The sequence below is a fragment of the Stenotrophomonas acidaminiphila genome (genome assembly GCF_014109845.1).
Lineage (GTDB): Bacteria > Pseudomonadota > Gammaproteobacteria > Xanthomonadales > Xanthomonadaceae > Stenotrophomonas > Stenotrophomonas acidaminiphila.
In genome coordinates this window covers 2815830-2835863 of sequence record NZ_CP043567.1, presented here as the reverse complement: position 1 = coordinate 2835863, position 20034 = coordinate 2815830, and the positions used below count along the sequence as shown (strand labels likewise).

Annotated in this window: 17 protein-coding genes; 11 read left to right on the top strand and 6 right to left on the bottom strand. The window is 69.1% G+C overall.

Annotation, left to right across the window (positions count from 1 at the left end; all coding sequences use genetic code 11):
- Window positions 1–209: 209 nt before the first annotated feature.
- The 3 genes from F0P95_RS12925 to F0P95_RS12915 all read right to left on the bottom strand — a co-directional run bounded on the left by F0P95_RS12925 (window position 210) and on the right by F0P95_RS12915 (window position 4544).
- Window positions 210–1418, bottom strand: a complete 1209-nt coding sequence (locus tag F0P95_RS12925; protein WP_182334570.1) for an acetyl-CoA C-acyltransferase — start codon at window positions 1416–1418, stop codon at window positions 210–212.
- Window positions 1419–1486: 68 nt separating this feature from the next.
- Window positions 1487–3859: a 3-hydroxyacyl-CoA dehydrogenase/enoyl-CoA hydratase family protein gene (locus F0P95_RS12920; RefSeq protein WP_182334569.1), complete on the bottom strand. Its 2373-nt coding sequence runs from the start codon at window positions 3857–3859 to the stop codon at window positions 1487–1489.
- Between the two features lie 31 nt (window positions 3860–3890).
- Window positions 3891–4544, bottom strand: a complete 654-nt coding sequence (locus F0P95_RS12915; RefSeq protein WP_182334568.1) for a TetR/AcrR family transcriptional regulator — start codon at window positions 4542–4544, stop codon at window positions 3891–3893.
- Between the two features lie 210 nt (window positions 4545–4754).
- On the opposite strand from F0P95_RS12915, the gene ndk reads away from it, so the two are divergent.
- The 11 genes from ndk (at window position 4755) to guaA (ending at window position 16923) form a co-directional block, all read left to right on the top strand.
- Window positions 4755–5180: a nucleoside-diphosphate kinase gene (ndk, locus tag F0P95_RS12910; protein WP_182334567.1), complete on the top strand. Its 426-nt coding sequence runs from the start codon at window positions 4755–4757 to the stop codon at window positions 5178–5180.
- 23 nt (window positions 5181–5203) lie between these two features.
- A complete protein-coding gene (gene rlmN, locus F0P95_RS12905) occupies window positions 5204–6421 on the top strand; it encodes a dual-specificity RNA methyltransferase RlmN (protein ID WP_182334566.1) in 1218 nt (405 codons plus the stop codon).
- The gene (gene pilW, locus F0P95_RS12900) at window positions 6414–7205 is read left to right on the top strand and encodes a type IV pilus biogenesis/stability protein PilW (protein ID WP_232528687.1); all 792 of its coding nucleotides are present in this window, start codon (window positions 6414–6416) and stop codon (window positions 7203–7205) included. Before rlmN ends, pilW begins: the two co-directional genes overlap by 8 nt.
- Before the next feature lie 6 nt (window positions 7206–7211).
- On the top strand, window positions 7212–8075 hold the full coding sequence (locus tag F0P95_RS12895; RefSeq protein ID WP_425515869.1) for a RodZ domain-containing protein: 864 nt from the start codon (window positions 7212–7214) through the stop codon (window positions 8073–8075).
- Window positions 8076–8133: 58 nt separating this feature from the next.
- Window positions 8134–8775: a YfgM family protein gene (locus F0P95_RS12890; protein ID WP_182334564.1), complete on the top strand. Its 642-nt coding sequence runs from the start codon at window positions 8134–8136 to the stop codon at window positions 8773–8775.
- A complete protein-coding gene (bamB, locus tag F0P95_RS12885) occupies window positions 8775–9971 on the top strand; it encodes an outer membrane protein assembly factor BamB (protein ID WP_182334563.1) in 1197 nt (398 codons plus the stop codon). Before F0P95_RS12890 ends, bamB begins: the two co-directional genes overlap by 1 nt.
- 12 nt (window positions 9972–9983) lie before the next feature.
- Window positions 9984–11384, top strand: a complete 1401-nt coding sequence (gene der, locus F0P95_RS12880) for a ribosome biogenesis GTPase Der (protein ID WP_054666251.1) — start codon at window positions 9984–9986, stop codon at window positions 11382–11384.
- Between the two features lie 99 nt (window positions 11385–11483).
- On the top strand, window positions 11484–12623 hold the full coding sequence (gene moeB / locus F0P95_RS12875) for a molybdopterin-synthase adenylyltransferase MoeB (protein WP_182336994.1): 1140 nt from the start codon (window positions 11484–11486) through the stop codon (window positions 12621–12623).
- Between the two features lie 88 nt (window positions 12624–12711).
- A complete protein-coding gene (folD, locus tag F0P95_RS12870) occupies window positions 12712–13596 on the top strand; it encodes a bifunctional methylenetetrahydrofolate dehydrogenase/methenyltetrahydrofolate cyclohydrolase FolD (RefSeq protein WP_182334562.1) in 885 nt (294 codons plus the stop codon).
- Between the two features lie 194 nt (window positions 13597–13790).
- Entirely contained in the window at window positions 13791–15248 is a 1458-nt protein-coding gene (guaB, locus tag F0P95_RS12865; RefSeq protein WP_182334561.1) for an IMP dehydrogenase, read from the top strand.
- Window positions 15249–15357: 109 nt separating this feature from the next.
- Window positions 15358–16923 carry a glutamine-hydrolyzing GMP synthase gene (gene guaA / locus F0P95_RS12860; protein ID WP_182334560.1) on the top strand — a complete coding sequence of 522 codons (1566 nt, stop codon included), beginning with the start codon at window positions 15358–15360 and terminating at the stop codon, window positions 16921–16923.
- A 122-nt stretch (window positions 16924–17045) separates the two neighbouring features.
- Here guaA and F0P95_RS12855 read toward each other — a convergent pair whose 3' ends face one another.
- From F0P95_RS12855 to F0P95_RS12845, 3 genes are read right to left on the bottom strand one after another with little or no spacing between them, the layout of a single operon-like run.
- On the bottom strand, window positions 17046–17909 hold the full coding sequence (locus tag F0P95_RS12855; protein ID WP_269150867.1) for a DMT family transporter: 864 nt from the start codon (window positions 17907–17909) through the stop codon (window positions 17046–17048).
- 32 nt (window positions 17910–17941) lie between these two features.
- Complete coding sequence (murB, locus tag F0P95_RS12850; protein ID WP_182334559.1) at window positions 17942–18982, bottom strand: UDP-N-acetylmuramate dehydrogenase; 1041 nt, start codon at window positions 18980–18982, stop codon at window positions 17942–17944.
- Window positions 18979–20034: a quinone-dependent dihydroorotate dehydrogenase gene (locus F0P95_RS12845; protein WP_054666119.1), complete on the bottom strand. Its 1056-nt coding sequence runs from the start codon at window positions 20032–20034 to the stop codon at window positions 18979–18981. The genes murB and F0P95_RS12845 overlap by 4 nt, the downstream gene beginning before the upstream one ends.

Sequence of the window (20034 nt, the reverse complement as noted above, 5' to 3'; positions counted from 1 at the left end):
TGGGGCGGCACGGGGGGGACGAGGCTGACCGGGGCTGTCAGCGGCAGGCGCGGGGCGGGTTGCGGCAGGAGCCCAACCCGGTTTTGCCGTGTATGGGGCGATGGCGCACGCGGGGAGGCCGCTGGCGAACCCCGATGGACGGGTTCGCGGCGTGTCCCGGGCGGTCTCGCCGCCCCGGGCTCCACCGCAGACCAGCACGCCCTTGAACGTCACAGCGCCTCGAAAATACCTGCTGCGCCCATGCCGGTACCGATGCACATGGTCACCATGCCGTACTTCTGCTGGCGACGGCGCAGGCCGTGCAGCAGGGTTGCGGTACGGATCGCGCCGGTGGCGCCGAGGGGATGTCCCAGCGCGATCGCGCCGCCCAGCGGGTTGACCTTGGCCGGGTCCAGGCCGCAATCGCGGATCACCGCCAGCGACTGCGCGGCGAAGGCTTCGTTGAGCTCGATCCAGTCCAGCTGGTCCTGGCTCAGGCCGGCCTGCTTCAGTGCCTTCGGGATCGCGGCGATCGGGCCGATGCCCATCACTTCCGGGCGCACGCCGGCCACCGAGAAGCTGACGAAGCGCGCCAGCGGAGTGAGGCCGTAGTCCTTGATCGCCTGCTCCGAGGCCAGCAGCACGGCACCGGCGCCATCGCTCATCTGCGACGAGTTGCCGGCGGTGACGGTGCCGCCGAACTGGCCGTTGCGGAACACCGGGCGCAGCTTGGCCAGGCCTTCGGCCGAGGAATCCGGGCGCGGGCCTTCGTCGGTGTCGGCGATCCTGTTGCGGGTGATGATGCGTTGGCCGTCGGCCAGGTCCGGCAGGTGCGAGACGATCTCGTACGGGCTGATCTCATCCTTGAATTCGCCGGCCTGGATCGCGGCCATGGCCTTCTGGTGCGAGGCCAGGGCGAACGCGTCCTGGTCTTCGCGCGAGACCTTCCACTCTTCGGCCACCTTCTCGGCGGTGATGCCCATGCCGTAGGCGATGGCCACGTGGTCGTTGTCGAACACGCTCGGCGCCATCGCGATCTTGTTGCCCATCATCGGCACCATCGACATCGATTCGGTGCCGCCGGCCAGCATCAGGTCGGCGTTGCCCAGGCGGATCGCGTCGGCGGCCTGGGCCACGGCCTGCAGGCCGGAGGAGCAGAAGCGGTTCACGGTCTGCGCGGCGATGGTGTTCGGCAGGCCGGCCAGCAGCACGCCGATGCGCGCCACGTTCATGCCCTGCTCGGCTTCCGGCATGGCGCAGCCGATGATCGCGTCATCGATGCGGTTGACGTCCACGCCCGGCGCCTGGGCCACGACGCTGCGCAGGACGTGCGCCAGCATATCGTCGGGGCGGGTATTGCGGAACATGCCCTTGGGCGCCTTGCCGACCGGGGTGCGGGTGGCGGCGACGATGTAGGCGTCCTGGATTTGCTTGGTCATTGCGGTGATCTCTCGAATAGGGGTTGGAAGAGGGGCCGGCCCGTGGCCGGCACTGCCGTTGTCTTCCGTCAGTTCCGCAGCGGCTTGCCGGTCTTGAGCATGTGCGCGATGCGGGCCTGGGTCTTTTCCTGCTGGGCCAGCTCGACGAAGTGCCTGCGCTCCAGGGCCAGCAGCCACTCTTCGTCCACCAGGGTGCCGCGGTCGACCTTGCCGCCGCACAGCACGGTGGCGATACGCTCGGCGATCTCGTAGTCGTACGGGCTGATGAAACGGCCTTCGAGCATGTTGACCAGCATCATCTTGAAGGTCGCGATGCCGACGTCGCCGGCGACCTGGATGCGGCGCGCCGGCAGCGGCGGACGGTAGCCGGCTTCGGCCAGCGCACGTGCTTCGGCCTTGGCGATGTACAGCGCCTCGTAGCTGTTGAACACCACCTTGTCGGTGCCGCGCAACAGGCCCAGCTCCTTGGCGTTGACCGCCGAGTTGGACACCTTGGCCATCGCCACGGTCTCGAAGGTCTTCTTCAGTTCGGCGAACACGTCGCCGCCCGGGCTCGCGGCCTGCGAGGCGCGCACGGCCAGTTCCTTCAGGCCGCCACCGGCCGGCAGCAGGCCAACGCCGGCCTCGACCAGGCCGATGTAGCTTTCCAGGAAGGCTACGGTCTTGGCGCTGTGCATCTGGAATTCGCAGCCGCCGCCCAGGGCCAGGCCGCGCACCGCCGCAACCACTGGCACCAGCGAGTACTTGATGCGCTGGCTGGTGCGCTGGAAGTTGGCGACCATCTGTTCGAACTGGTCGACCTTGCCGGCCTGCAGCAGGCCCAGCGCGCCGGCCAGGTCGGCGCCGGCGGAGAACGGCTCCTTCTGCTGCCAGATCACCAGGCCCTGGAAGTCCTTCTCGGCGCGGCTGACGCATTCCTGCAGGCCGTCCAGCACCTGGTCGGAGACGGTGTTCATCTTGGTCTTGAAGCTGACCACGGCGATGCCGTCGCCGTCGTGCCACATGCGCAGGCCGTCGTTCTCGAACACGGTCTCGCCCGGGGCGAACTTCTCGCCCAGCAGCGGGTCCGGGAAGCGCTGGCGCTGGTAAACCGGCAGCGACGAGCGCGGCAGCTTGGCGTTGCGCGATGGGCTGTAGCTGCCCTCGGCGGCATGCACGCCGTTGCGGCCGTCGAACACCCAGTCAGGCAGCGGCGCGCTGCTCATGCTCTTGCCGGCGACGATGTCATCGGCGATCCACTGCGCCACCTGCTTCCAGCCGGCGGCCTGCCAGGTTTCGAACGGGCCCAGCGACCAGCCGTAGCCCCAGCGGATGGCCAGGTCCACGTCGCGCGCGGTCTCGGCGATGTCGGCCAGGTGATAGGCGCTGTAGTGGAACAGGTCGCGGAAGGTCGCCCACAGGAACTGCGCCTGCGGGTGCTGGCTCTCGCGCAGCCTGGCGAATTTCTCGGCCGGGTTCCTGATCTTCAGGATCTCGACCACCTCCGGCGCGGCGGTGCGGTCGGCCGGGCGGTAGTCCTGCTTTTCCAGGTCCAGCACGACGATGTCCTTGCCGACCTTGCGGAAGATGCCGGCACCGGTCTTCTGGCCCAGCGCGCCCTTGGCGATCAGCGCCTCCAGCCACTTCGGCGACTTGAAGAACGCATGCCACGGGTCGTCCGGCAGGGTGTCGCCCATGGTCTTGATGACGTGGGCCATGGTGTCCAGGCCGACCACGTCGGAGGTGCGGTAGGTGGCCGACTTCGGGCGGCCGACCAGCGGGCCGGTCAGGCCGTCCACTTCATCGAAGCCCAGGCCGAACTGCTGGGTGTGGTGGATGGTGGACAGGATCGAGAACACGCCGATGCGGTTGCCGATGAAGTTCGGGGTGTCCTTGGCGTACACCACGCCCTTGCCCAGGGTGGTGACCAGGAATTCCTCCAGGCCTTCGAGCACGGCGGCGTCGGTGGTGGTGGCCGGGATCAGCTCGGCCAGGTGCATGTAGCGCGGCGGGTTGAAGAAGTGCACGCCGCAGAAGCGGTGGCGCAGCTGCTCGGGCAGCACGTCGGCCAGCTTGTTGATGCCCAGGCCCGAGGTGTTGGAGGCCAGCACCGCGTGGTCGGCCACGAACGGCGCGATCTTCCTGTACAGGTCCTGCTTCCAGTCCATGCGCTCGGCGATGGCCTCGATGATCAGGTCGCAGTCCTTCAGCTGCTCCAGCCCGGACTCATAGTTGGCCGGGGTGATGGCTTCGGCCAGCGAGGTGCTGGCCAGCGGCGCCGGGCTGAGCTTGCCCAGGTTGGCGATCGCCTTGAGCACGATGCCGTCGGCCGGGCCTTCCTTTGCAGGCAGGTCGAACAGCACGGTGTCGACGCCAGCATTGGTGAGGTGGGCGGCGATCTGGGCACCCATGACGCCGGCACCCAGCACGGCGGCGCGGCGGATCAGCAGGGAATTGGACATGGTGTAGGGCCTTTGTTGGTACCGGGTGGAATCAGGGGGAGGCGGGCGGGATGGCGCCATGCGCGCTGGCGCGGAACCCGGCCTCGGCGAAATGGATCAGTTCGTTGGCGGCCTTGCTGCGATGCGCGGCCTCGCTGATGCCGTGCGGGCGCTTGATCAGGCCGAAGTCGGCCATCGCATAGGTCAGCGCGCCGGCGAGGAAGTCGAGCCGCCAGTACAGTTCTTCCTTGCTCAGGCCGGGCACGCAGGCGCCGATGGCCTTGCCGAACTCGCGCAGGACATGGCCGTAGTGGTCGGACAGGAACTTGCGCAGGTTGTCGTTCTTCTCGGCATAGGCGCGGGCGATCACCCGTACGAACGCGCCGCCACTCTGCCGGTCCTGGGCCATCGCCAGCGCCGGCTCGACGAAGGCGGCCAGCACCGCGCGCAGGTCGCCCGGGCGGGTGGAGCGGGCCTGCTCCAGCTGCGCCAGGCGGGCGGCGGTCATCTCGTCCATGCGCCGGCGGAACACCTCGTTGACCAGGTTTTCCTTGGAGCCGAAGTGGTAGTTGACCGCGGCGATGTTGACGTCGGCGTGACTGGTCACCTGGCGCAGCGAGGTGCCGGAGAAGCCGTATTGCGCGAACAACTCCTCGGCGGCGCCGAGGATGCGGTCCTTGGTGGAGAAGCTGGCGGGTTTGCCCATGGCGATGGAATCAATCAAACGATTGTTTGGATGCTACGCCCGGTGGGTGCCCGGGTCATGCTGCTATGCAGCATCATTCATCTGGCGCTGTGCAAAGCCCCGGGCCACCCGTTAGAATTGGCGACCGCAATTCAGGCTAAGCCCGCGTCCGCACGCGGGTTTTTTTTCATGTACCCTCGGGCCGACCGGCCCCAAATCCGGAGAATTCCCATGGCGCTGGAGCGCACCCTTTCCATCATCAAGCCCGATGCCGTCGCCAAGAACGTGATCGGCGAGATCTACGCCCGCTTCGAGAAGGCCGGCCTGAAGGTCGTGGCCGCCAAGTACAAGCAGCTGTCGCGCCGCGAGGCCGAGGGCTTCTACGCCGTGCACCGCGAGCGTCCGTTCTTCAACGCGCTGGTCGAGTTCATGATCTCCGGCCCGGTGATGATCCAGGCCCTGGAAGGCGAGAACGCCGTGCTGGCCCACCGCGACCTGCTGGGCGCCACCAATCCGAAGGAAGCCGCGCCGGGCACCATCCGCGCCGACTTCGCCGAATCCATCGACGCCAATGCCGCCCACGGCTCGGACTCGGTCGAGAATGCCGCGATCGAGATCGCCTACTTCTTCGCCGCCACCGACGTGGTTTCGCGCTGAGCGGCAGGTAAAAGGTTGAATCCGTGAACGAGGTCGTACAGTCCCCCGCCATCCAGCCGCTGCCGAAAACCACGCCGGCGGCTGGCAAGCAGAACCTGCTCGACCTCGATCGCGCGGGCCTGGAGACGTTCTTCGTCGAGACCCTCGGCGAGCAGAAGTTCCGTGCCCACCAGGTGATGAAGTGGATCCATCATCGCTACGTCACCGATTTCGACCAGATGACCGACCTCGGCAAGTCGCTGCGCGCCAAGCTGCAGCAGCATGCCGAGGTCGTCGTCCCCAATGTCGTGTTCGACAAGCCTTCCGCCGACGGCACCCACAAGTGGCTGCTGGCGATGGGCGTGGATGGCAGGAATGCCATCGAGACCGTGTACATCCCCGACAAGACCCGCGGCACGCTGTGCGTGTCCTCGCAGGTCGGCTGCGGCCTGAACTGCACGTTCTGTTCGACCGCCACCCAGGGCTTCAACCGCAACCTGACCACCGCCGAGATCATCGGCCAGGTGTGGGTCGCGGCCCGCCACCTGGGCAACGTGCCGCACCAGATGCGCCGCCTCACCAACGTGGTGATGATGGGCATGGGCGAGCCGCTGATGAATTTCGACAACGTCGTGCGCGCCATGAGCATCATGCGCGACGACCTGGGTTACGGCCTGGCCAACAAGCGCGTGACCCTGTCCACCTCCGGGCTGGTGCCGCAGATCGACCGCCTCTCGGTCGAGAGCGACGTGTCGCTGGCGGTGTCGCTGCATGCGCCCAATGACGAGCTGCGCGAGACACTGGTGCCGCTCAACAAGAAGTATCCGATCGCCGAACTGATGGCGTCCTGCGCGCGCTACCTGCGCGGCAACAAGCGGCGCGATTCGGTGACCTTCGAATACACCCTGATGAAGGGCATCAATGACCAGCCCGAGCATGCCCGCCAGCTGGCGCGGCTGATGCGCCAGTTCGACAACGCCGTGCAGGCCCGGGACTCGGGCAAGGTCAACCTGATTCCGTTCAACCCGTTCCCCGGCACCCGCTACGAGCGTTCCGACGAAGAGCAGATCCGTGCCTTCCAGAAGATCCTGCTCGATGCGCAGGTGCTGACCATGGTGCGGCGGACCCGCGGCGACGACATCGATGCGGCCTGCGGCCAGCTCAAGGGGCAGGTGATGGACCGCACCCGCCGCCAGGCCGAGTTCAACCGCCTGCTGCAGGCCCAGGACGCGCTCCCGGCGCAGCGGGACGCGCTTGGCTGAGCGCCTGCTCGCGGCGGTGCTGGTCCTGCTGCTGCTTGCCGGCTGCGGGCATGGCACCAAGGCGACCCGGGTCCGCTGGGGCCAGGAGATGGCGCAGCCGGTCGAGGTGCATGACGACCGCCAGGTGCGCGCGCGTCTGCGCTACCAGGAGCTGTTGCGGTTGGTCGGCGACCGGCTGGGCCGCGGCGATCTGGATGGCGCCTTCAAGCACGCCCGCTCGGCGCAGAAACTGGCGCCGGACGATCCGGCGGCCTACACCCTGCAGGCGGTGATCGAAGGGCGGCGTGGCCACGTGGAGGCAGCCGGCAAGCTGTACCGGCGCGCCGCCGAGCTTGCGCCGGCCCAGGGCGACGTGCTCAACAACTATGGCGCCTGGCTGTGCGCCAACGGGCATCCGGCCGAAGCGCTGGTCTGGTTCGACCGCGCCGTGGCCGATCCCCGCTACCAGCAGCGTGCCGACGCGCTGGCAAATGCCGGCGGCTGCGCACTGGAGGCAGGGCAGGGCGAACGCGCCGGGCAGGACCTGCGGCAGGCGCTCGAGCTTGACCCGGACAATGCCTACGCGCTGGAGGCGATGGCGCGCAACGAGGTCCGGCTGGGGCGGTATTTCGAGGCGCGGGCCTTCTACCAGCGGCGGCTGGCGGCTGCGCCAGCAACGGTTTCCGTGTTACAACTTGCCATTCAGATAGAAGAACGGCTGGGCGACAGCAGTGCCGTCAGCCGATACCAGCAGCGGTTGCGTGAGGAATTTCCTGCCGGCGCAACCCCGAATTCCCAGGGCTGATGCATTGTGAGCAATGATCCGGGTATGAACGCTTTTGAGGGGGCGGTGGGCTGCGGGGAGCAGCTTCGCCAGGCGCGTCAAGCCGCCGGCCTGTCGCTGGAGGAGGTAGCAGGGCGGCTGCACATGCCGCTGCAGGTGGTTGCCGCGCTGGAGGAAGAGCGTTGGGAGCGGCTGGGGGCGCCGGTGTTCGTGCGCGGCCAGCTGCGCAGCTACGCGCGCCTGCTGGGCGTCAACCTGGACGGGCTGCTGCAGCAGGCACGGATCGCGCCGGTCGAGCCGCCCAGGCTGGTCAGTCATACGCATACCCCGCGCGTCCGCCGCGTGGCCGAAAGCCTTGGTCGCCGGGCGGTATACGTGGTGATCACCGCGGTGCTCGCGGTACCGGTCTGGTATGCCTTCCAGAGCAAGTTCGGCGATGCCGCGCCCAGTACCGCGTCGCTGGACGTGGTGCCGGATGCGGCCTCGGTGGCTGCCGCCAGCGCTGCCGATGGTACCGGCACCGATGAAGCGGCGGTGCGCCCGGCATCCGAGCGCGCGCCCTATATCGCATCGATGGCGCCGCTGGCGCGGCAGGCGGCCGAGCCGCAGCTGGTGGCGGCCTCGCCGGGCATGAGCCTGGAGTTCCGTGGCGACAGCTGGGTTGAGGTCTCCGCGCCGGACGGTTCCATCGTCGAGAAGGCGCTGATCCGCGCTGGCGAGAAGCGCAGTTACACCCCCGGCCAGGTCGGCCGGATGAAGGTAGGCAACGCCTCGGAAGTGGACTTCCGGCAGGGCGCTGGCAGCGTCGACCTGGCGCCGTATACAAGCGGTAATAATGTTGCCCGCTTTACGGTATCCTCTGACGGCTCCGTGGCGCCGGTTTCACACTGAAACAAGCGCAGATCAAAACACCAAGGCTCCCCCGGCAGGATTGGAGCGAGAGTTACGCATGGCGATTGACGACCTGCTCGACGAGCATGAACAAGGCGAACGTGTCCGCACCTGGCTGCGCCAGAACGGCGCTGGAATCATTGGCGGGGTGCTGCTTGCGCTGGCCTTGATCATGGGCTGGAAGTGGTGGCAGAACGAGCAGGTGAGCAAGCTGGCCCAGGCCAACAGCCGCTACGATGCCGTTTCCCGCAGCCTGCAGTCCAGGAACCTGGACGAGGCGGCCAAGGAAGTGGCGGCGCTGGAAGGCAGCAAGGCCGGCATCTATGCCGACCTGGCGGCGCTGGAACTGGCCAAGGCGCAGGTCGAGGCCGGCAAGAACGACGACGCGATCAAGACCCTGCGCGGGTTGAAGGTCGAGGGCGAGTTCAAGATGCTGATCGACCAGCGCATCGCGCGCCTGCTGATCGAGACCGGCAAGCCGGCCGAAGCGCAGGCCCTGCTCGGCAACGCCGACGACAGCGCCGGCCTCGAGATCCGCGCTGACGCACTGGTGGCGCAGGACAAGCGCGAGCAGGCACGCGAGCTGTACGCGCAGTCGCTGGCCAAGCTCGACGTCGCCGCGCCGCAGCGTCGCCTGCTCGAAATCAAGCTGATGGACGCCGGCGGTACCGTCGCCGACCCTGCGGCGGAGAAGAACTGATGAAACTCAAGCATGTGGCGGGCATCGCGCTGGTCGCGGTGGCGCTGAGCGGTTGCTCGACGGTGAAGGGCTGGTTCGCGGGCAAGGATGCCGAGGCCAAGAAGGCGCTGGAGCCGGCCGAACTGGTCAAGTTCGAGCCCACCCTCAAGGTCAACCGCATCTGGTCGGCCAACGTCGGCAAGGGCGAAGGCCGGATCGGCGTGCGCCAGGCGCCGGCCGTGGCCGATGGCCGGGTCTACGCCGCGGCGGTCGAAGGCGGCGTGCATGCGCTGGACCTGCAGACCGGCAAGCAGGTGTGGGAATACACCCCTGCCAAGGAAAAGAAGAAGGCCAGGCTGCGCCTGTCCGGTGGCCCGGGCGTGGGCGAGGGGCTGGTCGTCATCGGCACCCTGGACGGGCAGGTGATCGCGCTGGACGCGGCCAACGGCAGCGAAAAGTGGCGCGCGCGCGTGCCCGGCGAGATCATCGCCGCCCCGGCGGTTGCGCAGGGCCTGGTGTTCGTGCGCAGCAACGACGGCCGCACCACCGCGCTGGATGCCGGCAGCGGCGAGCGGCGCTGGTTCAATTCGCAGGAGCTGCCTTCGCTGACCGTGCGCGGCAACGCGCCGGTGGTGGCGGGGCCGGGCGTACTGTTCATCGGCAACGACGATGGCACCCTGGCGGCGCTGGCGATGCAGGATGGTCGTCCGCTGTGGGAGCAGACCATCGGCACGCCGGAAGGCCGCACCGAGCTGGAGCGCATGGCCGACGTGGACGGTGCCCCGGTGCTGGAAGGCAACAACCTGTACGTGACCAGCTTCAAGAACGAGACCATGGCGATCGAGGGCCCGAGCGGCCGTCCGCTGTGGTCGCGCGACCACGGCGGCGGTGGCGGCCTGGCCGTGTCCTCCGGCCACGTGCTGGTGACCGACGGCAAGGGCATCGTCTACGGCCTGGACAAGACCTCGGGCGCGGCGATGTGGTCGCAGCAGGCGCTGGCGCGGCGCTCGGTGACCGGCCCGGCGATCCAGGGCGACTACGTCGTGGTCGCCGATTACAAGGGATACCTGCACTGGCTGCAGATGGGCGATGGCGCCCTGGCAGCCCGCGAGAAGAGCGGGGGCGACCCGGTGGTCGCGCAACCCATCGTCGCCGAAGGCGTACTGCTGGTGCAGAACGTGGACGGCAAGCTGACCGCCTGGCGGTTGGCGAACTAAGGAGTCCAAGCGATGCTGCCTTTGGTCGCCCTGGTTGGACGGCCGAATGTCGGCAAGTCGACCATCTTCAATGCCTTGACGCGTACGCGCGACGCCCTGGTCCATGACCAGCCGGGCGTCACCCGCGACCGCAACTACGGCGTGTGCCGGCTCGACGAGGACAACCCGTTCCTGATCGTCGACACCGGTGGCATCGCCGAGCAGGAGGAGGGCCTTGCCGGCGCCACCGCGCGCCAGGCCCGTGCCGCCGCCGCCGAGGCGGACCTGATCCTGTTCGTGGTCGATGCCCGCGACGGTACCTCGGCGCTGGACGACGAGATCCTGGCCTGGCTGCGCAAGCTGTCGCGCCCGACGCTGCTGTTGATCAACAAGATCGACGGCACCGACGAGCAGGAAGTGCGTTCGGAATTCGCGCGCTATGGCTTCGGCGAGATGCTCACGGTCTCGGCCGCGCACCGCCAGGGCCTGGACGACCTGCTGGCGGAAGTCGTCGAGCGGCTGCCGGAAGAGGGCACGACCGAGACCCTGGACAACGATCCGGCACGGATCCGCATCGCGTTCGTCGGCCGTCCCAATGTCGGCAAGTCCACGCTGGTGAACCGCCTGCTCGGCGAGGAGCGCATGATCGCTTCCGACGTGCCCGGCACCACCCGCGATTCGATTTCCGTGGACCTCGAGCGCGACGGGCGGTTGTACCGGCTGATCGATACCGCCGGCCTGCGCCGCAAGTCGCGCGTGGACGAGGTGGTCGAGAAGTTCTCGGTGGTCAAGACCCTGCGCTCGATCGAGGAGTGCCAGGTCGCGGTGCTGATGCTCGATGCCAGCGAGGGCGTCACCGACCAGGACGCCAGCGTGCTGGGTGCGGTGCTCGATGCCGGCCGCGCACTGGTGATCGCGATCAACAAGTGGGACGGGCTGACCGACTACCAGCGCGAACAGGCCGAAACCCTGCTGTCGCTCAAGCTCGGCTTCGTGCCCTGGGCCGAGGTGGTGCGGATCTCCGCCAAGCACGGTTCGGGCCTGCGCGAACTGTTCCGCGCGGTGCACCGCGCGCATGCTTCGGCCACCCACGAATTCAGCACCAGCGAAGTGAACAAGGCGCTGGAAATCGCCTACGAGAGCAACCCGCCGCCGAGCATCCGCGGCCATGTCTCCAAGCTGCGCTACGTGCACCCGGGCGGCACCAATCCGCCGACCTTCATCGTGCACGGCACGCGCCTGAAGGAGCTGCCGGATTCGTACAAGCGCTACCTGGAGAACTTCTTCCGCAAGCGCTTCAAGCTGGTGGGCACGCCGGTGACCTTCCTGTTCCGCGAGGGCGCCAACCCCTACGAGGGCAAGAAGAACGTGCTGACCGAGCGCCAGGTCAAGGCCAAACGGCGCCTGATGAAGCACGTCAAGGGCAGGAAGTGAGCATCCCGGGGCGGCCGCAAGGCCGCCCTTTGCGGTAGTGGCCAGCGCTTGAAGGCCGCCGCTTCCGCCCACGGCGGGCGCATGACCGATAATCCCGGCATGAGCATTCGCGAGCTGACCCCGGAACAGGCCCGCGCCCGGCAACAGGCCGGCGCGGCGATGATCGACGTGCGCGCGGCGCACGAGCGCGCCGCCGGCATGGCCGAAGGCGCGCACGGGGTTGCCGGCGACGCGCTGCTGGCGGCGCCCGGCAGCGTCCTGCCATCGCCGGAACAGGAAATCATCCTGATCTGCCAGAGCGGCAGGCGCTCGCTGGAGGCGGCCGTGGCCTTGCAGGCGGTTGGCTACACGCAGCTGGCGTCGGTCGCTGGCGGAACGGTCGCGTGGCGGGCGGCGGGACTGCCGCTGGTGCAGCCCGGGCTCGATGCCGGCGAGCGCGACTTCCACGACCGCTATTCGCGGCACCTGCTGCTGCCGCAGGTGGGCGAGGCCGGGCAGCGGCGCCTGCAGCGCTCGTGCGTGCTGGTGGTCGGTGCCGGCGGGCTGGGCGCGCCGGCGGCGTTCTACCTGGCCGCGGCCGGGGTGGGGCGTCTGCGCATCGTCGACGACGACGTGGTGGAACGCAGCAACCTGCAGCGCCAGATCATCCACACCGATGCCGCGATCGGCAGCGCCAAGGTCGAATCGGCGCGCGGGCGACTGCTGGCGCTGAATCCGCACATCCAGGTGGAGGCAGTCGCGCAGCGGCTGACATCGGCCAACGTCGACGCGTTGATGCAGGGCGTGGACGTGGTGCTGGACGGCTCGGACAACTTCCCGCTGCGCTACCTGCTCAACGACGCCTGCATCAAGCACGCGCGGCCGCTGGTGTACGCCGCGATCGAGCGGTTCGACGGGCAGGTCGGCGTGTTCGATGCCGGCCGCCGGCGTGGCCACGCGCCATGCTACCGGTGCCTGTTCCCCGAGCCGCCGCCGCCTGAGTTCGCGCCCAACTGCGCCGAGGCCGGGGTGCTCGGCGTGCTGCCGGGGCTGGCCGGCGTGATCCAGGCCACCGAAGTGCTCAAGCTGCTGCTGGAGATCGGCCAGCCGCTGGCCGGGCGACTGCTGCGCTTCGATGCGCTGGGCATGCGCTTTGCCGAGACCCGCGTGCCTGCCGACCCCGGTTGCGCGGTGTGCGCGCCGGGCCGCGCGTTCCCCGGCTACATCGACTACGCCGCGTTCTGCGCCCATCGCGGCTGATCGCGGCCGTCGGCCACCCGCCGCGGCGCGGGATGTCGTGCCGCGCCGAATCGGGGACAATAGCCGGCCCGTTCCCGCCCCCACGCCCATGACCCTGCCTGCCGAAGCCTCCGCGGCCACCTCCCGCATTCTCGATGGCCGCCGCATCGCCGAAGAACTGCTCGACGACCTGAAGCTGCGCGTCGATGCGCGGATCGCGGCCGGGCGTTCGCGGCCGGGGCTGGCGGTGGTGCTGGTCGGCGGCGACCCGGCCTCGGCGGTGTACGTGCGCAACAAGCGCCGTGCCGCGCAGAAGGTCGGGATCGAAGCCTTCGACCATGACCTGCCCGAGGGCACCACCGAGGCGCAGCTGCTGGACCTGATCGACCGGCTCAACGCCGACCCGAAGATCCACGGCATCCTGATCCAGCTGCCGCTGCCGGGCATCGCCGACGCCAACCGGCTGATCCAGCGCATCGATCCGCGCAAGGACGTGGACGGCTTCCACCCGCAGAACGTGGGGCACCTGGCGCTGCGCGAATTCGGCCTGCGCCCGTGCACGCCGCGCGGGATCATCACCCTGCTGGCGCATACCGACCAGCCGGTGCGTGGCCGCAACGCCACCATCGTCGGGGTCAGCAACCACGTCGGCCGGCCGATGGGGCTGGAACTGCTGATCGCCGGCTGCACCGTCACCAGCTGCCACAAGTTCACCCCGCGCGAGGAACTGGAGCGGGCCGTGCGCAACGCCGACATCCTGGTGGTGGCGGTGGGCATCCCGCAGCTGGTGCCGGGCGAGTGGGTCAAGCCGGGTGCGGTGGTGATCGATGTCGGCATCAACCGCATGGACGACGGCCGCCTGGTCGGCGACGTGGGGTTCGAGGCGGCGTCGCGTCGCGCCAGCTGGATCACCCCGGTGCCGGGCGGCGTCGGCCCGATGACCGTGGCCACGCTGATGCAGAACACCATCGAGGCGGCCGACGCGGCGGGCTGAACCGCCGCCGTGGCGGCGGCCATCCACCGGCAATCGAGGTGATCCCCACGCCGGGCCGGATCGCCGGACGGCGGCGGGCCGGTCCCGCGGCCCTGAACCGCGGGACCGGCGCGACACTGCGTCGCACCGGCCCCCTGCCATCGGCGCCCGAACAAGGGTAAAATGACGCGCTTCCCCACATCTCGGGTATGCCGATGCTGCGCATCCAGGCTGAAGCACTGACCTACGACGACGTCTCGCTCGTCCCCGCCCACTCCACGATCCTGCCCAAGGATGTCGACCTCGGCACGCGCCTGACCCGCGACCTGCGGCTGAAGCTGCCGATCGTCTCGGCGGCCATGGATACGGTCACCGAAGCGCGCCTGGCCATCGCCATGGCCCAGCTCGGCGGCATCGGCATCATCCACAAGAACCTGCCGCTGGAGCAGCAGGCCGCCGAAGTGGCCAAGGTCAAGAAATTCGAATCCGGCGTGATCCGCGACCCGATCACGGTCGGTCCGGAAACCAGCATCCGCGAGGTGCTGGCGCTGACCCAGGCGCACAACATCTCCGGCGTGCCGGTGGTGGGCAGCGACGGCCAGCTGGCCGGCATCGTCACCCACCGCGACATGCGCTTCGAGACCGAGCTGGACGACCCGGTCCGCCACATCATGACCAAGAAGGACCGCCTGGTCACGGTCAAGGAAGGCGCGGCCTCGGACGAAGTGCTGTCGCTGCTGCACCGGAACCGCATCGAGAAGGTGCTGGTGGTCAACGACGCGTTCGAACTGCGCGGCCTGATCACCGTCAAGGACATCCAGAAGAAGAGCGACAACCCGAACGCGGCCAAGGACGCGGCGACGCGCCTGCTGGTCGGTGCCGCGGTGGGCGTCGGCGGCGACACCGACCGCCGTGTCGAGGCGCTGGTCGCCGCCGGCGTGGACGTGCTGGTGGTGGACACCGCCCACGGCCACTCGCAGGGCGTGCTGGACCGCGTGCGCTGGGTGAAGAAGCACTTCCCGCAGGTACAGGTCGTCGGCGGCAACATCTGCACCGGCGAAGCGGCGCTGGCGCTGCTGGACTGCGGCGCGGACGCGGTCAAGGTCGGCATCGGCCCGGGCTCGATCTGCACCACGCGCGTGGTCGCCGGCGTCGGCGTGCCGCAGGTCACCGCGATCGACCTGGTCGCCGAGGCGCTGCAGGACCGCATCCCGCTGATCGCCGACGGCGGCATCCGCTACTCCGGCGACATCGGCAAGGCGCTGGCCGCCGGTGCGTCGACGGTGATGATCGGCGGCCTGCTGGCCGGTACCGAGGAATCGCCGGGCGAGACCGAACTGTTCCAGGGCCGCTCGTACAAGAGCTACCGCGGCATGGGGTCGCTGGCGGCGATGGAAAAGGGCTCCAAGGACCGCTATTTCCAGGACGCGGCCACCGCCGACAAGCTGGTGCCGGAAGGCATCGAGGGCCGCGTGCCGTACCGTGGCCCGGTCGGCGGCATCATCCACCAGCTGGTCGGCGGCCTGCGCGCGACCATGGGCTACGTGGGCTGCGGCACCATCGAGGACATGCGCAGCAAGCCGAAGTTCGTGAAGATCAGCGGCGCCGGCCAGCGCGAGAGCCACGTCCACGACGTGCAGATCACCAAGGAACCGCCGAACTACCGCGCCTGACGCGGAACGAGCGAAGAGGAACGCGGACCCGGTCCCGTTCCTCTTTCTCTATACGCCGCCGGCACCCGCATCGCCCCGCAACCCGACTCATCGATCCGTTCCAGGCCCCATGACCAACATCCACAACGACAAGATCCTCATCCTCGATTTCGGCGCCCAGTACACGCAGCTGATCGCGCGCCGCATCCGCGAGTTCGGCGTGTATTGCGAAATCTGGGCCTGGGACCATGATCCGGCCGAGATCGCCGCTTTCGGCGCCAAGGGCATCATCCTGTCCGGTGGCCCGGAATCGACCACGCAGGCCGGTGCGCCGGCCGCGCCGCAGGAGGTGTTCGACAGCGGGCTGCCGCTGCTGGGCATCTGCTACGGCCTGCAGACCATGGCCAAGCAACTGGGCGGTGGCACCGAAGCCGCCGACCAGCGCGAATTCGGTCACGCCGAAGTGCGGCTGCTGGGCCACGACGGCCTGCTGGGCGGGCTGTCCGACCACAATGGCGAGCCGCGCCTGGACGTGTGGATGAGCCATGGCGACCACGTCACCCACGTGCCGCCGGGCTTCGTCATCACCGCGGTGACCGATCGCATCCCGGTGGCGGCGATGGCCAACGAGGAAAAGCGCTGGTACGGCGTGCAGTTCCATCCGGAAGTGACCCACACCCGGCAGGGCTCGGCGCTGCTCAAGCGTTTCGTCACCGAAATCTGCGGCTGCGCCACGCTGTGGACCGCGGCCAACATCATCGACGACCAGATCGCCCGCGTGCGCGAGCAGGTCGGCAGCGACGAGGTGATCCTGGGCCTGTCCGGTGGCGTCGATTCGTCGGTGGTCGCCGCGCTGCTGCACAAGGCCATCGGCCCGCAGCTGACCTGCGTGTTCGTCGACACCGGCCTGCTGCGCTTCCAGGAAGGCGACCAGGTCATGAAGATGATGGCCGAGAACATGGGCGTGAAGGTGGTGCGGGTCAATGCCGCAGACCGCTATTTCAAGGCGCTCGAAGGCGTGTCCGACCCGGAAGCCAAGCGCAAGATCATCGGCAACCTGTTCGTGGAGATCTTCGACGAGGAGTCGAACAAGCTCAGCAACGCCAAGTGGCTTGCGCAGGGCACGATCTACCCGGACGTGATCGAATCGGCCGGCAGCAAGACCGGCAAGGCGCACGTGATCAAGAGCCACCACAACGTGGGCGGCCTGCCGGAGGACATGAAGCTCAAGCTGGTCGAGCCGCTGCGCGAACTGTTCAAGGACGAGGTGCGCCGCCTTGGCGTCGAACTCGGCCTGCCGCGCGCCATGGTCTACCGCCACCCGTTCCCGGGCCCGGGCCTGGGCGTGCGCATCCTCGGCGAAGTGAAGCGCGAGTACGCCGAGCTGCTGGCCAGGGCCGATGCGATCTTCATCGAGGAGCTGCGTGCGGCCGACCTGTACGACAAGACCTCGCAGGCGTTCGCGGTGTTCCTGCCGGTGAAGTCGGTGGGCGTGGTCGGCGACGCGCGCGCCTACGAATGGGTGATCGCGCTGCGCGCGGTGGAGACCATCGACTTCATGACCGCGCACTGGGCGCACCTGCCGTACGATTTCCTCGGCCGCGTGTCCAACCGCATCATCAACGAACTGCGCGGCGTCTCGCGCGTGGTCTACGACATCTCCGGCAAGCCGCCGGCGACGATCGAGTGGGAGTGAATCCGGGCTGAGGGCCTGGCCCGGGCTGCACGGGGCAGGCCAGCCAGGGCCGCCTGCTGGCCCTGGCGTCCGCCACCCTCGTGGCCACGCGTACCTGTGGGGTGCCGCCGCCGGTCCGGCCCTCAGGGCGCCTGGGTCCGCCGACGGCGCGCCAGTACCGCCTCGCGGTGGGCGATGTAGGCGTTGGCGGCGAGGATGATGGCCGCGCCCAGCAGGGTCCAGCGGTCCAGGGTTTCACCGAACAGCAGCCAGCCCAGCAGCACCACCAGCGGCAGCTGGGTGAAGCTGATCGGGGTCAGTGCCGAGACTTCGCCCAGCCGCAGCGCGCGCGTCCACAGCAGTTGGCCCACGGTCCCGAGGATGCCGGTGGCGAGCAGCCACAGCCAGGCGATGCCGGTTGGCCAGGTCCACACGAACAGCGCCGGCAGCAGCGACAGCGGCACCCAGAACACATAGGTGTAGAACACCACCGTATCCGGGCCGTCGACGCGGGTGAGCTGCTTGATCTGGATCGATACCAGGGCGCTGAGCATGGCCGCCGACACCGCGATCAGGCTGCCGGCCTGGAAGCCGTGCGCGCCGGGCCGCACGATCACCAGCACGCCGATGAAGCCGGCGATCACCGCCGCCCAGCGGCGTACGCGCACGGTTTCGCCCAGCCACAGTACCGCGGCGATGGTCACGAACAACGGCGTCGAATAGGACAGCGAGACCGCCTGCGACAGCGGCAGGTGGCCCAGCGCCCAGAAGCCGCACAGCATCGAGGCCAGGCCGATCGCGCTGCGCAGCAGGTAGCGCGGCAGCTGCTGCGTGCGCAGCGGCGCGTGGCCCGGGCGCAGCAGCACCGGCAGCAGCGCGAGCAGGCCGAAGGCGTTGCGGAAGAACGCCACTTCCTGGGTTGGCACGTAGGCCGTTGCCAGGCGGATGGCGATGGCCATCAGGCCGAAAGCCATGGCACTGCCGAACATGAGCAGCGCCGCACGCAGCGGGGCAGGGCCGGGCGCGGCCGCGACGGCGTTCACCAGCGCGCGCCGACCAGCCGCGGTTCGGGTTCGATGGGGACGCCGAAGGTCTCCAGCACCGAGGCGGAGATGCGGCGGGCCAAGGCCAGCAGCTCGGCGCCGCTGGCGTTGCCATGGTTGACCAGCACCAGCGCATGGTCGGGCGAGACGCCGGCATCGCCCTCGCGCCGCCCCTTCCAGCCGCAGGCCTGGATCATCCACGCCGCCGACAGCTTGCGGTTGCCGTCGTCGTCGCCCGGGAACACCGGCAGCGCCGGATGCTGGCGGGACAGCAGCTCGGCCTGTTCGCGCGGCAGCATCGGGTTCTTGAAGAAGCTGCCGGCATTGCCGAGCACGTCCGGGTCGGGCAGTTTGCGGCGGCGGATGGCGATGACCGCGTTGGCGACGTCGGCGGCCACCGGCAGCTCCACTCCCATCGCCTGCAGCTCCTCGCGGATGCCGGCGTAATCCAGGCGCAGCTCGTGCAGCAGCGGCAGGCGGAACTGCACGGCGGTGATCAGGTAGCGGTCGGGCTCGTGCTTGAACAGGCTGTCGCGATAGCCGAAGCGGCAGGCCGCATGGTCCAGTTGCACCCACTGCGCGTGCAGCGTGTCCCAGGCCTCCACCGACTGGATGAACTCGCCGACCTGGGCACCGTAGGCGCCGATGTTCTGGATCGGCGCGGCGCCGACGGTGCCGGGAATCAGCGCCAGGTTTTCCAGCCCGGACAGGCCTTCGGCCAGCGACCACATCACCAGTTCGTGCCAGACCACGCCGGCACCGGCGCGGACCACGGCATGGTCGGCACGGTGCTCGAGGATCGCGATCTCGCGGTTGTCGAAGCACAGCACGGTGCCTTCCGGATCGGCGGCGAGCAGCACGTTGCTGCCGCTGCCCAGCACCAGCAGCGGCGACGGCGCCACCGCGGCCAGGGCCTCGGGCAGCGCGGCCGCGTCGCGCACGCGCAGCAGCCGTGGCGCGCGGGCGGCGACGTGGAAGGTATTGAGGGAATGCAGCGGGGCGTCTGTGGTCAGCGACCAGGGTGCAGCGTTTGTCATAGCGGGGCGACGGCGCCTCGGGACGGGGCCTCGCGGCGGCGGCGGATGGCATCGACGCATTCGCCGATCAGCGCCGGGCCGCGGAAGATCAGGCCGCTGTAGCACTGCACCAGGGTCGCGCCGGCGGACATCTTGGCCACCGCGTCGGCACCGGACTGGATGCCGCCCACGCCGATCAGCGGGATGCGCTCGGGCAGGCGCGCGCGCAGCCGGCGCAGCACCAGGGTGGACTGCCCCAGCAGCGGCGCACCGGACAGGCCGCCGCTCTCGGCCGCGCGGCGGTCGTGCTCAACGCCTTCGCGGCCGATGGTGGTGTTGGTGGCGATCACGCCGTCCACTTCCAGTTCGCTCAGCACCCGGGCGGCCGCTTCGATGTCGCGGTCGCTCAGGTCGGGCGCGACCTTGACCAGCATCGGCACGCGCCGGCCGTGCTGGGAGGCCAGGCGTTCCTGCGCCTCGCGCAGGCCGCCGACCAGCCGTCGCAGCGCCTGTTCCTCCTGCAGTTCGCGCAGGCCGGCGGTGTTGGGCGAGGAGATGTTGACGGTGACGTAGTCGGCCAGCGGGTACACCTTCTCCAGGCACGCCAGGTAGTCGGACAGCGCGTCCTCGTTGGGCGTGTCCTTGTTCTTGCCGATGTTGATGCCCAGCGGGCCGGTGCGCTGGCTGCTGCGCTCGACGTTGCGTACCAGCGCGTCGACGCCGGCATTGTTGAAGCCCATGCGGTTGATGATGGCCGCGTGCTGCGGCAGCCGGAACAGGCGCGGCTTCGGGTTGCCTGCCTGCGGCCGCGGGGTGACGGTGCCGATCTCGACGAAACCGAAGCCCAGGCCGAACAGCGCGTCGATATGCTCGCCGTTCTTGTCCAGTCCCGCGGCCAGCCCCACCGGGTTGGGAAAGTCCAGGCCGAACACCGACGTCGGCATCGGCGCCGGCCGCGCCGCCAGCAGCGGCGTGGTGCCGGTGCGCCACGCCAGCTCCAGCGCGGACAGCGCCAGGCCATGGGCGCGCTCGGCGTCGAAGGCGAACAGGAAGGGGCGTACAAGCGGATACAT

What these genes read in the sequence shown, in the direction of transcription:
- F0P95_RS12925 (WP_182334570.1), bottom strand. Translation starts at nt 1,418, where the DNA reads ATGACCAAGCAAATCCAGGACGCCTACATCGTCGCCGCCACCCGCACC.
- F0P95_RS12920 (WP_182334569.1), bottom strand. Translation starts at nt 3,859, where the DNA reads ATGTCCAATTCCCTGCTGATCCGCCGCGCCGCCGTGCTGGGTGCCGGC.
- F0P95_RS12915 (WP_182334568.1), bottom strand. Translation starts at nt 4,544, where the DNA reads ATGGGCAAACCCGCCAGCTTCTCCACCAAGGACCGCATCCTCGGCGCC.
- ndk (WP_182334567.1), top strand. Translation starts at nt 4,755, where the DNA reads ATGGCGCTGGAGCGCACCCTTTCCATCATCAAGCCCGATGCCGTCGCC.
- F0P95_RS12890 (WP_182334564.1), top strand. Translation starts at nt 8,134, where the DNA reads ATGGCGATTGACGACCTGCTCGACGAGCATGAACAAGGCGAACGTGTC.
- bamB (WP_182334563.1), top strand. Translation starts at nt 8,775, where the DNA reads ATGAAACTCAAGCATGTGGCGGGCATCGCGCTGGTCGCGGTGGCGCTG.
- der (WP_054666251.1), top strand. Translation starts at nt 9,984, where the DNA reads ATGCTGCCTTTGGTCGCCCTGGTTGGACGGCCGAATGTCGGCAAGTCG.
- moeB (WP_182336994.1), top strand. Translation starts at nt 11,484, where the DNA reads ATGAGCATTCGCGAGCTGACCCCGGAACAGGCCCGCGCCCGGCAACAG.
- folD (WP_182334562.1), top strand. Translation starts at nt 12,712, where the DNA reads ATGACCCTGCCTGCCGAAGCCTCCGCGGCCACCTCCCGCATTCTCGAT.
- guaB (WP_182334561.1), top strand. Translation starts at nt 13,791, where the DNA reads ATGCTGCGCATCCAGGCTGAAGCACTGACCTACGACGACGTCTCGCTC.
- guaA (WP_182334560.1), top strand. Translation starts at nt 15,358, where the DNA reads ATGACCAACATCCACAACGACAAGATCCTCATCCTCGATTTCGGCGCC.
- murB (WP_182334559.1), bottom strand. Translation starts at nt 18,982, where the DNA reads ATGACAAACGCTGCACCCTGGTCGCTGACCACAGACGCCCCGCTGCAT.
- F0P95_RS12845 (WP_054666119.1), bottom strand. Translation starts at nt 20,034, where the DNA reads ATGTATCCGCTTGTACGCCCCTTCCTGTTCGCCTTCGACGCCGAGCGC.